The following is a 12322-nucleotide window of genomic DNA, read 5'->3' on the forward strand; positions in this document are numbered from 1 at the left end:
AACTCCGACCCGCTGCGCGGCTCTCCGTGTCTGAGTTCAAACGTTAGCTGATGAAGGATATCATCGTTCCCTACCGTGTGAGTTTCGCACTACTTTTCCGCGAAACCGTCGGCTCCTTCAGTTTCGTTGTCCTTCAACTCGTCGTGCTATGGGGGCTTGCGTATTGGGCCTATGCCTCCTTTCGACCATTGTCTGAACCGATCGGATGGGTACTCGTAGGCATCACGGTGTTGGCGGCAGGTTTTCGAACGGCGATAATTGGGATGGTGCCCTTAATCTGGCATCACTTCTATGGGAAGTATCCTACGACCAAGACCGCGTTTTCAACATCTGGCATTTACCTTCAGAATGAGCATGGCGTGAAGCGTATCGCTTGGGAGTCGATCTACGACGTGATGTCGAGTGCCAAGTGTTACATTTTGGAGTATGGTCGAAAGGATCGGCTATTTGTTCCGATTCAGCTTCTGCGTGACATTGACCGTTTGGAAGAGTTTACCGATCTTGTCAGACGCAAGACTGAAACAGAAAAAGCTAACAAGGCAGTTGAGGTAACGCCTGACGGCGCACCTCACTTATGACGTTGAAAAATGGCCATGCTCATGATCTGCGGAAGTGCGATCCTCCAAGGGGTGGGGCTCCTTGTGTGGTTCTTCGGCATCAAGCGGTATGTGAGTCAGAACGGAGGGACTTCCTGGACTGGAGCCAACATCCCAGCCTGTATGTGGAATGACTTCGAAGTGGCTCGAGAGTTGAGAAGAGAGTCCGGAGCCAGATGTGCTCTGTTGGAGCTATTCGTGGCTATTGAGGTTCTTGCGGTGATCCTCATTATTGCCGCAGTCTTTGCGTTAACATGAACACCAGATCGAACCAGTCGGTTCAGGTAACTCCGTGCAGCTGCGCCGCACTCCGCACCTGACCTCAAACGTTCGGTAGTATCAATGAATCCCAGTTGTGGACCAAGAGAGGACTTTCCTGTTGCAGATGAATCGTTCAAATTTCCTCCTTCTCCTCCTGCTGTTCAGCGTCGCTGTCCTCTGCATTCAAATTTGGGTAGTCGCTGATCTCTATCCAAGCCCAATCGCATTCTCTGGAAACAGCATTGCGCTCCTCGTCGTGAACTCTATCTGGATCGTGTTTGTGTGGGTGTGCTGGAATCGCGCGAGGAAGCGGGAACGCTGTGATCTCAATGATAACGGTTGACCGAAAGGAGCAGTCGTCAGTGTTCCCTAAAAAGACAGATCCGAACAAACCACTGGAGACAACGCCTGACGGCGCGTCTCAGTTTTGAACGTTGGACCAAGCAATAATGAGTAACGAATACCGACTAATCCTGTCTGTTCTGCTGATCGCAGGGATGATTTATGCCGCTCATCGACTCGACATGAATTGGAGAAGAAAGAACCCAGATCACAGACCCTTCAAGTGGGGTTACTTTCAAGCGTTGTTCTTTTTCCCGCTTTGTCCGTTAGCGACTATCGGGTGGATTGTCGCAGCTCCGCTAGTCGGATATTCGCTTCCGATTGGGGCTTTGATCTTCTATCTGTGGCTCTCTTTCGTTGGCGGATACGCCGGATTCATGTTGATCACCAAAAAGAGTCGGTGGGCTTGGTTGTTCGTAGTGATCGCTCAGTTGAATCTGATCAATATGGCGATAAATTACTACTACGGTTCCAAGAGGTGGGGAGAGTTTACGAAATTCCAGTCCAACAAGACGGCTGGAGACAACTCCGGTCAGCGCGATGCGCCGACCTCCGCGTCTCACCCGTAACGTTATGCGAACAAACTGGTGATACGGTGAAGACTGTCCTCACTCTCATTTTGTGTCTTGGATGGATATTGCCTGCGGCGATCTCAGCAGTCCTCTTTCTCAACCAAACTCCGGTAGAAGAGACATTCAGTTATCCGATCATGCATCCTGCGAATTGGAGTGTCACAGGACGCGCTGAGCTGATGGCCGGAATCGCTGCAGTATGGCTGATTGTAGGGGGAGGATACGCTCGGTGGCTTTTCATTCGCCAAGGACGGTTTTGGTGATCAGAATTGAACCAATGAGCTTGAAGAAGTCCAAGGAGCATAACCAGTCACTTCAGACAACTCCGATCCGCTGCGCGGCTCTCCGTGTCTGAGTTCAAACGTTCTGAGATGAAGCTATTCTGTTCGCTGATCTTGATCGTAGCTCTCGGGGGATGCGAGGTCCAAACTAGCGTGGAGGTCGTCGAGGTCACAGGAGATGCTGAGTTGATCGACACAGATGATTTGCCAGTAGTTTACCTCACCGATGGACTCAATGAGGGTTCGCTGGTAGGAATGAAGATCTCAGATCTACTTCCCTATCTCGATTCTACGAGAGCCAGCGATAGTCGAGGGAATCTCGAGTCAATTTCAGGTTCACTGCTCTTGAGTCTGCCAGAGAGTCGCCTACTGGTCGCAACAGTGGAACAGACCGTAATCACGAAGGTTGCGTCTCGAAGTATCTTGGGGATTCGCGGGATTTTGGAGAAACAACAGAAAGCCAAGGAGTCAGAACAAGCCGAGGGAGGTAACGGCTGACGCCGCACCTCCTCTTTGAACGTTGGGACGGTATTTTCTAACATGAACAGCAAAGCGATAATCTTCTTTCTTGCTTCTCTATTCGTCTGTTCAAGTGGCCTCCGTGGCCAAAGAAGTAGTATTAAAACGCTGCTCGAAAGATTAGACGACATACCCGCAGGCGATCAGGGAGCACTCCCGTTCTATCTGATCGGATGCCTTCGTGCAGCAATTGAGGATATGATATTCTACTCGCTTAATCTACCCGTTGGCTGGGAAATCGCGGAGCGAGATTCCGAGTTGATTAGGAGCAACTTTGATTCGGCGGCGAGTGTATGCCTCGACGTTATTCAGAGGCTTAAGGAAGCCCGAGATGGAGGCAACTCTTTGGAACATCCTGAGATGTGGAAGCGGGTTAGTGCGTGTATCACGCTGTCCGAATCGATTGGTGAAGAGGATTACGCAATTGATCTGCTTCTTCGAGCCAGAGAATCAACTATTTGGGCCGGACTCGACGGGCTCAGTTTTCAGTACCTTAGCTGCGGTTACGGCCTTGAGAAATCGACCAGAGCGCTACGTCTATTGGGTCTGCAACTATCGACAGAAGCGCATGAAGACTCACCGCTAGCCCGGATACTTGAGTTGCGCATGAGCCAATACCAGCAGGCAATTCTAGCATCATGGTTGTGTGTGATTGAGATTGGTGAGCTAGACGAATTTCTGCAATTCGGCATTGACGGTGCTGCCGATTCCTACACTCACCTGTTTGGAAGAACTTTTCCCGCGGCTTGGCCTGTAGGTGAATCGGGGTTTTTCAACTAGGTTTGTGTTTTCTTGTCCACGGAATACGTTCAGGGTATGGCGACCAGAGCGCGAGCGAATAGAAGTAGAAATGGGCCCAACAAGACGGTTCAGGCAAGGTCGGCTATGGCCGCCGCGCCTGACCTTTGACGTTAGCCGTAGTCGAATGTCTGCAATTTTTCAGGTCACTACTCCGTTCCCGTTAGGCGAAAGGAAGATGTTCGTCCTTCCCGGAGTGATCAAGAAGGGAACGGTCAAGGTCGGAATGAAAATGAGGCCGAAAGGGAGTGTCATCGACTTGGTGCCGATCACGGGGGTGGAGTTGGTCGACAGCGTTGGAGAGAAAAGAGATAGTGCAGTCGCTCTCTGCGCCACCTATCGCGATGCGACAGAACTTAAGGGACTTCAGTCACTGTTCGGCGAAGGTTCTGTCTTGGAGGTTGAGGATTGAACAGCATGGAGAAATGGGCTAACAAGACGCTTGAGACAACGACGCTAACGCGCCGCGTCTCAGCTTGAGACGTTGGAGATAAGTGATCATGAGGATAATCACGGTCCTATCTATTTTTGTCTTCACCGCCGTCGCGCATGGGGAAGACGAGGTGCTGACACGAGAGCAACTCTTTGCCCCTGGCAACGACCCGAACCTGAATCCCGAAAAGCGCTATGCGGAATTTGATTTGGACGGAGACGGCACGAATGATCTTCTCTTGTCCACTTCAGTGTCACAAGGAGGAACCGGTGGTCTCATCTACAACTTGTACCTCGGAGTCGGGCACGAGCGTTTCAAGCAACTCGACCAGTTCCTAGCCGGAGGGTTCGCCTTGGAAGATGACGGCAAAACAAAGCGTCTTTGGTCATATACCCACCGCTCCTCTCAATCGGGAACCATTCAGTATCGATACTTCGATCGTAAAGGCACATTCCAGAAGAGCCAACCCCTCCTGATCTATCCAGGAGATGGGGGATCAGAAGTCGGAAACGGGATTTACAGATCCATTTTCAACGAGAAGACTATGCTCAGAACCAAAGCAACTAAAGACTCCAACAAGACGCCCGAGGTAACGACGGCTAACGCCGCCGCACCTCAGCTCTGACGTTCGGCAAAAGAAACCATAATGAGATATAGAAGGAAAACCGTATGAAAACAATGACATGTAAACAACTGGGTGGCTCATGCGACCACGAATTCAAAGCCAGTTCGTTTGAGGAAATTGCGGAAATGAGCAAGAAGCATGGAATGGACATGTTTCAGAGGAAGGACGAGGCTCACCTGAAAGCGATGGCGGATATGCAAGAACTAATGCAAAATCCAGACGCAATGACGCGATGGATGGAGGAAAAAAGGAACGAGTTCGATGCTCTGCCAGACGATTAACTGCAGAAACCACCCTCAGAACACGTTGACCGCGAGAAAAATAGCCATGCAAACTCCCAAACTCTTAGCAGGGACTATCGCCTACACCATTGGAACGTTCACCCTGGCTGTCTTGTGGCATGTCGTCCTTTTCAAGAGTAGCTATGACGCGTTCGGCTATTTCGAAGGCGAACCCAGTTTCGCACTAGGTCTCCTGACCATATTTATTCAAGGACTGATTCTCAGCCTTCTATACCAGTATTTTCCTTTTTCTACAGAAGGTCTAAAAGGAAGTATGAAGTTTGTTTTCTTAATTGGTATCTTCTTTTGGACATCTCATGTCCTTGCCTTCTTAGCAAAGCAGAAAATTAGCATGCCTTGGAAGTTCTTAGGTATGGAGACTTTTTACCTCGGCATTCAGTTTGCAGTTTTCGGATTCATTCTGAGTTTCATCTTCAAGAGCAAATCCACAGGCGCCGAACAAGGCAGTGGAGGCAACGGCTAACGCCGCGCCTCGCTTTGGACGTTCGAGGAAAAAATAGATATAGTGAGGGGAATAATCCCCAAAGCGTGGATACATAATTGTCCTGCCCGCAGTATCCATTAATGTAATATAGCGATGCCTAAGCTGTAAGTGTCCGCTCTGAGACCTCGTAGTCAAGTGCGGCGGATTGGGATAGTCTGGCTGGATGTCTGAGACGATTTTGACCGAGATAACTGACGGGGAACCCAAGCGTGATACCCGCGGCCGCCAGATCCTGCATTCCAGTGCGTGGAGCGAGTTGATCGAGCGCTATGAGTCCAGTGGGATGACCCAGGTCCAGTTCGCCCGTCATGAAGGAGTGAAGTATCATACTTTCGTGGCCCAGCTTGGGCGCCACCGGCGGGCTGGCCGAAAAGCGCAACCCGGGCCGCGCTTTCTTGAAGCGAGGCTGCCGACGGCCCCGGCCATTCGCCTGGAGGTGACGCTGGTCTGCGGGATGGTGGTTCGGGAGACGAGGTCGAATCGCTGGCACGGTTGATCCGCCTGCTGGAGAGCTGAAGCGATGCTGGCGTTCCCGGCGGGGCTTCGGATCTTCCTGGCGTTGGAAGCGGTGGATATGCGCAAGCAGTTCAACAGGCTGTGGGCGGTGGCCAGTGAAAAACTCCGGGAGGATCCCAAGAGCGGAGCGGTCTTTGCCTTCACCAACAAGAAGCGCGACCGGCTCGAAGCTGCTCTACTGGATGGAACCGGTGTCTGGGTTCTGGCCAAGAGGTTGGAGGCTGGACGGTTCCAGTTGGCCCAGGGATCGCACGGGAGGCAAGCTTGCGATGAGTCCGGAAGCCTTGACCATGCTCATCGCCGGAATCGACCTTAAAAAAGGCATGCAAAAAGCGTGGTATGAACGATAAAAAGGCTTGTTATTGCAAGTATCCTATATATGGATACTTGGAATGCCTCCACGAAGAACTCTATGCCGAAAACCTGCAGCTCAAGCAACGGCTCTTGGAACTTCAGGCGCAGATTGAGTGGCTCAAACGCCAGATGTTTGGCGGTGGCAAGAGCGAGAAGCTCGATCCCGCACAGCTTCAGCTCAAGCTTGGAGAGCTTCAAAAACTCACCGGCGAGGTAGAGGCGATCCAGAAGGTCAGTTACGAGCGACGAACGCCGCGCGAAAAAGTTCCCACCCCGGCTGATAAGTTCGCCCACCTGCCGGTGAAGGAAACCGTGGTCATTGAGCCCGAAGAGGTGGAGGCCGATCCGGATGCCTTTGAGCAGATCGGCGAGGAACGCACCTTCGAGGTGGACATCGTGCCCCCGCAGTTGTTCAAGCGGGAGATTATCCGGCCCAAGTATCGGCATCGCATGGATCGTTCGCGTCCCCCGGTAGTGGCCCCGGCGCCCAAGCGGGCCATCGAGGGCAGGTTCGCCTCGGCGGCCTGATCGCCCATGTGGCAGTGAGTAAATACGTGGACCATCTGCCTCTTTATCGCCAGCAACGCATGTTTGAGCGATGGTCGGCTCCGATCTCCCGACAGAGCATGTCCGACTGGATTGAGGCGGTCGCAATGTGGCTTATGCCTCTACCATTTGATCCGCCAGCAGTTGCTCGCCGGGGGATACGTGCAGATTGATGAAACACCGGTGCGTTGTCGGGACCCCGACCTCAAACGTGGGAAAACATTCCAGGGTTACTTTTGGGTGATGGGACGGCCCGAATCCGATGTCTACTTCGTCTGGGCACCTTCGCGCCAGTATGGCGAGGTCAACCGGCTGCTGGGTGAAGACTTTGAGGGGCTGATGCAATCCGACGGCTATGCGGCCTATGAGTCCTATGCCGGCGCCCATGATCAGGTCGTCTGGGTTGGCTGCTGGGCCCATGCCAGGCGCGGCTTCTTCGAGGCTCAATCCGAGAACCCCAAGGCCACCAGAGTCGCCCTGCGGCTCATCGGCCGACTCTACCAGCTGGAGTGCCAGTGGGATGAGCAAGGGATCGACGCCATCGAACGTTCCCGGCTCAGGGAGAAACACTTCGCCCGGACCCTCAAGTGGCTCCACCAACTCGCTCTGGCCTTGCAGCAACGCTGTTTGCCCAACCAGCTTCTGGGCAAGGCCTGCGGTTACCTGCTCAATCAGTGGAAGCCTCTGACTGCCCATCTTCGTTACGGGCGAACCCGGCTGGACAACAACCTGATCGAGCAGGCCATCCGCCCCTCGGCCATTGGCAAAAAAAACTGGCTGTTCATCGGACATCCCGATGCCGGGGAGCGCTCCGCGGTGATCTACTCGCTGGTTGTCTCGTGTCAACGCCATGGTAAAGATCCCCAGGCTTACCTCGCCGATGTCCTGCGGCGCATCCCCTCGATGACCAACCAGGATGACTTCACCTCGCTGCTGCCGGCCAACTGGCAACCGGCTTGATTCGTCCTATCTGCATTACAATCCGTCACCATTGATGTGCATCATTGGTGACCAGTAAGACCCATTATCCGTCACCATCAATGCTTCGGCGTGAGGCAGAAGGTCGGACGCTTACGGGGCGTTCATGAGCGAGGGCCAACGAAAGAATACGCTCTTGAGCGTATCCACTGAACTCGAGGACTCAGGCAGTAGCGACCAGATCGAATCAATCAAAATGCCGAACAAACCGGTTCAGGAAACACCGGCTAAGGCCGCTGCTCCTGACCTTTGAACGTTCGGCAATGAGGAAACTGATCTACCTGCTTGCGTGCTTGTCAGTCTTGTTTGTTGCCTGTACCTCACAACATAGTTACCGGCAAATACCGTCAAAGTACACTACCTTGTATTGGTCGCCCAACAAAGAATCCTATTTGATAGAGATCATTCCAGCGTTTGCGGAGCCTCTCGCAAAGCAATTTGATTTCGTTACCGAGAACGATGTCGTCTACCTAGAAATGCAGTCGTTCACCAGGCACGGAGCGAAGTCCGTAATCAAAGCGGAAGGAGAAGAAGCCTCCTGCTTACTTGGCAAGTTCCGAAGTTTTAACTGGGCGACCGTAGAAGATCCAGTTCCTGAAGATGTAGTTATACTCGCGCCCGACGACACAGAAATAGTCCTGAAAGCGCAAACGTCTCGTTCCTACCGAGAACTCCGTATTGGAATATCGCAGAGTGCTGCCCTAAGGCATTTGTTGAGAAGCGCTATAAAGAACGAGAAACAGCCGAACCAGGCCGGTGCAGACAATTCGGACCAGCTCCGCTGACCCTCATGTCTGACCTCAAACGTTCGGCCAAAGCATGATGCGCATTTTCACCTTCGCACTAACGCTATCCGTAATGGTTGGAGGGTGTGTCTCGAATCCGCTGCGCAGCCAATTCGAGGGTGTCGCCGGAAATCTTGGCATCCGCGACGAAGATGTGGCCGCCATCGCGGATCAAGCCAGTGAGCGCCATCAACTATTTGTCATTGGGATCGAGAGCACCAAAGACGGAGCTATAGAGGTGACGTTGTGCCATAGGCAAAAGCCGCCTTATCCTTCATGGACCGTGGTTACGTACCGAATGGTTGATGGACATTGGGTAGAGGATCCAGAATCTCAGCAGGACCTCATCGTATGATAAAAGAGCCGAACCAGGCGAGTGAGGTAACGGCTTGCAGCCGCACCTCCTCTTGAAACGTTGGCAGGAAAGTGGGGAGTTGACAAGCGCACGCTTTTGCGCACGCTTCTGGTTATGACTACCGTAACCGCCACAAAAGCCAGAGGAAGCCTCTATGCCCTGATTGATGAGGCGAATTCCTCACACGAGCCGATCCAGATCACGGGCAAGCGTGGAAACGCAGTGCTCATTTCTGAGGACGACTGGCGTTCGATAAGGGAGACACTGTATCTCCAGTCCATACCGGGAATGGTCGAATCGATCCAGAAAGCCAGGAAAGAAGGTGTAGAGGAAGCTTCGGCGGATCTCGACTGGTGAGTTACACGATCGTCTATTCGCGTCAGGCACAAAAGGACGCAGCCCGGCTCAAGAAAAGCAACCTCAAGGGGAAGGCAATTGAGCTGATCGAGATACTCAAGGTCGACCCACTTCGGACTCCGCCCAGGCTGGGCATACTGACCGGTAACATTCAAGGCTGCTACTCCAGGAGGATCAATATCCAGCATAGGCTGGTATACGAAGTCTTCGAGAAGACCAAAATCGTTCATGTCCTGCGGATGTGGTCGCACTATGGAGAATGATGCCAACAAACCGATGAAGGTAACGCCTGACGGCGCACCTCATCTCTGACGTGGGCGACAAAATAGATAAAGGCTTCTGCCTGAGGTATTCGGATTTGTCATACCGACGTAAGTTCATCCGCACGCTTTGGACTCTGCCCCTCGCATCCGTCATGTTTCTGGTCCCGCAGGAGTTCCGGCTATTCGGCGTGCCTCGTGATTTATGGATCGGTGCTGCAGTTCTGACCGCTATTGTCCAAGCGATCTACGCCTACCGCAAATGGAGGGACGAGAGCCGTGAGTGAAAGAAAAGAGCTCATCAAGCCACCGCAGCCAACGACTGACAGCTCCGTTGTCAGTCGCGGCTGAGTTCAAACGTTCGCAAAAAAATGAAAAGCACACTCTTAGCAATCTTAATCGTATTGAGCCTGAATCCGGCCTACTCATGCATGGAGGTGACATTCATCAACGACGAAAACTATGAGTCTACGGAACATCCGTTCACAATAAAAGCAGATGAAGGCTACTTGATGGTTTCACTTGCACATGAGATGGCCAATGGTTGTGGAAAGTATCAGAGATCTGGAGTCGGAAATAATGATGGACCTATAGATGGATTCGAACCTGATGATTCCGAGAATACCCACGACTACTTCTTTTTCGACCATCAACTTAAAGACAAAGAATTAGAGGTAGCGGGATGGTACGATTGCGATGGATGCAGCGGAAATACAAAAGTTTATGTTCTGGAACTCGATAAAATTGAAAAAATGAAAAGTGCGAACCAGGCAGCTCATACAACTCCGGCCATCGCTCCGCGATGACCTCCGCGTATGGCCTTCACGTTCTGCAAAAATAAATGAAACCGAATCCTCACCGCGGTCTTCTCCATCACATGAACATCAACGTTTCCGACCTGAAGCGTTCGTCGAAATTCTACGGTCCTTTGTTTGAGTTCCTAGGATACGAAAGAGCAGACTACAACCACCACGGAGTGTGGGCATATGAAGATTGGAAGCAATGGCTCGAAGGAACACCGCACGAGATAAGTATCGTGCAAGCTCACGGCAACGAAACCTACGAAAAAGAAAAAAGGAGATCAGTAGGAAGACATAATCACATCGCTTTCTGTGCTGAAGACCGCAAAGACATTGATCAGCTTTATGAGAAAGTCCTAGTGCCATTAGGAAAAGAAGGACTTTGCACAGTGGAGGATCCACCGTGTGAGTGCCCAGAATATGGCGACGGATACTACGCCACATTCTTTTCTGATCCAGACGGACTCAAGTACGAGTTTGTCATCAACCCCAACTACTTTATCAAAAGAAAAGCCAGAGAAGAAAGACTGGCAGAACCAGTCGCTTCTCACAACTCCGGCAGCTGCGCCGCCTCGGCGTGAGAGCTCGACGTTGGACAGAAAGGATTGAAAGTGGGACAGAATGTCCTAACCTAACGAGATGAAACTCAAAGTGGTAGTCCACAAGGCGGAGGAAGGTGGATTTTGGGCGCAGGTTCCGGCCATCCCCGGCTGCGTATCCCAGGGCGACTCGATGGACGAGCTGAGGAAGAACGTTCTAGAGGCAATCGAGGGCTGTCTTTCGGTGGAATTCGACGGCGACCCCGGCGATGACGTATCCGAAGTGATTGAGGTCGCGGTGTGAAGCAAGTCTCTGGCAAGGACCTCTGCCGTATCCTGGAAATTAAGGGATGGCGCCTGGCCCGAATCAGGGGCAGCCATCACATCTACACCAAGGCCGGGCGAATCGAGCGGATTTCGGTTCCGGTCCACGGGAATAGACCTCTGAAGTTCGGGCTCCTCAGAGCACTGATGAGGATCGCAGAGACTGACGAGAGTGAACTCTGAAAAGAGTCCAACCAGTCACTTCAGACAGCTCCGTTCCGCTGCGCGGCTCTCCGCATCCGAGTTCAAACGTTCGAGAAATCCGGAAGGGCAGAGGTGTTGACATTCGGCACACAGGTGGCAGTGTTTGGGTGTGTTTGACTGGTCAGATGAAAAAGACGCGAAGCTTCGCAAGGAGCGCGGCGTCGGCTTTCAGGAGGTCGTCTTCCACATTGAGCAAGGCGACGTTCTTGCGATTTCAGGCCATCCCAATCAGGAGAAGTACCCGAATCAGCAGATCATGTATGTCCGGATCGGAGAATACGTCTATCTTGTGCCGTTCATTCGGGCGGAGGGAAGGACCTTCCTGAAGACGATAATTCCCAGTAGGAATGCAACCCGGAGGTTCCTCCAGTAACGCTATGAAATACGATGATTATGAGAAGGAGCTCATCGAGCTCGAAGACAAGATTCTGAATGAAGTACGGGACCCGACCGAGAAAGAGAAACGGGCTCTTCAGGAGGCCGCACGGAACACTCTGATCAAGGACAAGAGGATCAATATCAGGATATCATCCCGCGATCTCTCCTCACTGCAGCGCCGCGCCAGTCGATACGGTATGCCGTATCAGACACTTATTTCCAGTATCCTGCATCGATATGTTTCCGGAGATCTCCGGGAAAAGGAGCTCGAACCAAGCGGTGCAGGCAACGACGCTTCGCGCCGCGCCTGACCTCAAACGTTGGGTAGAAGGAATCTGAATGGCGCTTATCTCTCCGTTCAACCGGATGTAACCTTATCGGATGTCGACCAAGGAGTTGGCGCTCAAGACGATCCAGGATCTTCCCGAAGATGTTGATTGGGAGGTGATAAAGGAACGGATTTTCTTCATTGCAGGGGTTGAGAAAGGCCTCCGGGAGCTCGACCAGGGCAAGGGTATTCCAATCGGGAAAGTGGATGAGGAGTTGAAGGGATGGATTACCGGGTAGTCCTCTCTCCCTCGGCCCGGGAAGACCTTCATGACCTCGTCACCTACATTGCAGCTGACAACCCTTGCCCAGCGGAGCGTATCGGCATGCGGATTATATCAGAGTCAATGCGACTCGGCGGGATGCCCAAAAGGCACACACTTCTG

18 protein-coding genes and 1 pseudogene are annotated in these 12322 nt (G+C 52.4%); 18 read left to right on the forward strand and 1 reads right to left on the reverse strand.

The genetic code is table 11. The features are described 5' to 3' along the window. Positions 1-50 precede the first annotated feature (50 nt). From R3F07_19670 to R3F07_19720, 11 genes and pseudogenes are all read left to right on the forward strand, one after another. Positions 51-578 (forward strand): hypothetical protein, encoded by a 528-nt coding sequence (locus tag R3F07_19670; GenBank protein MEZ5278610.1) that lies wholly within the window; start codon positions 51-53, stop codon positions 576-578. 2014 nt (positions 579-2592) lie between these two features. Then, positions 2593-3351 carry a hypothetical protein gene (locus R3F07_19675; protein ID MEZ5278611.1) on the forward strand — a complete coding sequence of 253 codons (759 nt, stop codon included), beginning with the start codon at positions 2593-2595 and terminating at the stop codon, positions 3349-3351. A gap of 214 nt (positions 3352-3565) precedes the next feature. Then, positions 3566-3781 (forward strand): hypothetical protein, encoded by a 216-nt coding sequence (locus R3F07_19680; protein MEZ5278612.1) that lies wholly within the window; start codon positions 3566-3568, stop codon positions 3779-3781. A gap of 88 nt (positions 3782-3869) precedes the next feature. Next, positions 3870-4427 carry a hypothetical protein gene (locus tag R3F07_19685; GenBank protein ID MEZ5278613.1) on the forward strand — a complete coding sequence of 186 codons (558 nt, stop codon included), beginning with the start codon at positions 3870-3872 and terminating at the stop codon, positions 4425-4427. A gap of 44 nt (positions 4428-4471) precedes the next feature. Continuing rightward, complete coding sequence (locus R3F07_19690; GenBank protein MEZ5278614.1) at positions 4472-4708, forward strand: hypothetical protein; 237 nt, start codon at positions 4472-4474, stop codon at positions 4706-4708. A gap of 46 nt (positions 4709-4754) precedes the next feature. After that, entirely contained in the window at positions 4755-5192 is a 438-nt protein-coding gene (locus R3F07_19695) for a hypothetical protein (GenBank protein MEZ5278615.1), read from the forward strand. Positions 5193-5376: 184 nt separating this feature from the next. Continuing rightward, positions 5377-5709 (forward strand): hypothetical protein, encoded by a 333-nt coding sequence (locus R3F07_19700; protein MEZ5278616.1) that lies wholly within the window; start codon positions 5377-5379, stop codon positions 5707-5709. Positions 5710-5733: 24 nt separating this feature from the next. Continuing rightward, positions 5734-6045 (forward strand): IS66 family insertion sequence element accessory protein TnpB, encoded by a 312-nt coding sequence (tnpB, locus tag R3F07_19705; protein ID MEZ5278617.1) that lies wholly within the window; start codon positions 5734-5736, stop codon positions 6043-6045. 23 nt (positions 6046-6068) lie between these two features. Further along, positions 6069-6611, forward strand: a complete 543-nt coding sequence (locus R3F07_19710; GenBank protein MEZ5278618.1) for a hypothetical protein — start codon at positions 6069-6071, stop codon at positions 6609-6611. A 26-nt stretch (positions 6612-6637) separates the two neighbouring features. Continuing rightward, positions 6638-7589: pseudogene (locus R3F07_19715) on the forward strand (IS66 family transposase). A gap of 410 nt (positions 7590-7999) precedes the next feature. Continuing rightward, on the forward strand, positions 8000-8392 hold the full coding sequence (locus tag R3F07_19720) for a hypothetical protein (protein ID MEZ5278619.1): 393 nt from the start codon (positions 8000-8002) through the stop codon (positions 8390-8392). 64 nt (positions 8393-8456) lie between these two features. On the opposite strand, the gene R3F07_19725 is transcribed toward R3F07_19720, so the two are convergent. Continuing rightward, positions 8457-8582 carry a hypothetical protein gene (locus R3F07_19725; protein ID MEZ5278620.1) on the reverse strand — a complete coding sequence of 42 codons (126 nt, stop codon included), beginning with the start codon at positions 8580-8582 and terminating at the stop codon, positions 8457-8459. A 279-nt stretch (positions 8583-8861) separates the two neighbouring features. Here R3F07_19725 and R3F07_19730 point away from each other — a divergent pair, with 279 nt between their 5' ends. The 7 genes from R3F07_19730 (at position 8862) to R3F07_19760 (ending at position 12176) form a co-directional block, all read left to right on the forward strand. Then, the gene (locus R3F07_19730) at positions 8862-9104 is read left to right on the forward strand and encodes a type II toxin-antitoxin system Phd/YefM family antitoxin (protein ID MEZ5278621.1); all 243 of its coding nucleotides are present in this window, start codon (positions 8862-8864) and stop codon (positions 9102-9104) included. Next, positions 9101-9367: a Txe/YoeB family addiction module toxin gene (locus R3F07_19735; protein MEZ5278622.1), complete on the forward strand. Its 267-nt coding sequence runs from the start codon at positions 9101-9103 to the stop codon at positions 9365-9367. The genes R3F07_19730 and R3F07_19735 overlap by 4 nt, the downstream gene beginning before the upstream one ends. A gap of 368 nt (positions 9368-9735) precedes the next feature. After that, positions 9736-10170 (forward strand): hypothetical protein, encoded by a 435-nt coding sequence (locus R3F07_19740; protein ID MEZ5278623.1) that lies wholly within the window; start codon positions 9736-9738, stop codon positions 10168-10170. A gap of 71 nt (positions 10171-10241) precedes the next feature. After that, positions 10242-10745: a VOC family protein gene (locus tag R3F07_19745; GenBank protein MEZ5278624.1), complete on the forward strand. Its 504-nt coding sequence runs from the start codon at positions 10242-10244 to the stop codon at positions 10743-10745. 58 nt (positions 10746-10803) lie between these two features. After that, positions 10804-11007: a type II toxin-antitoxin system HicB family antitoxin gene (locus R3F07_19750; GenBank protein MEZ5278625.1), complete on the forward strand. Its 204-nt coding sequence runs from the start codon at positions 10804-10806 to the stop codon at positions 11005-11007. Between the two features lie 601 nt (positions 11008-11608). After that, the gene (locus R3F07_19755; GenBank protein ID MEZ5278626.1) at positions 11609-11920 is read left to right on the forward strand and encodes a hypothetical protein; all 312 of its coding nucleotides are present in this window, start codon (positions 11609-11611) and stop codon (positions 11918-11920) included. Positions 11921-11990: 70 nt separating this feature from the next. Beyond that, positions 11991-12176 carry a hypothetical protein gene (locus tag R3F07_19760; GenBank protein MEZ5278627.1) on the forward strand — a complete coding sequence of 62 codons (186 nt, stop codon included), beginning with the start codon at positions 11991-11993 and terminating at the stop codon, positions 12174-12176. The last annotated feature ends 146 nt before the right edge of the window (positions 12177-12322 follow it).

This window comes from Opitutaceae bacterium (assembly GCA_041395105.1).
In the GTDB taxonomy this organism is placed as follows: Bacteria; Verrucomicrobiota; Verrucomicrobiia; order Opitutales; family Opitutaceae; genus B12-G4.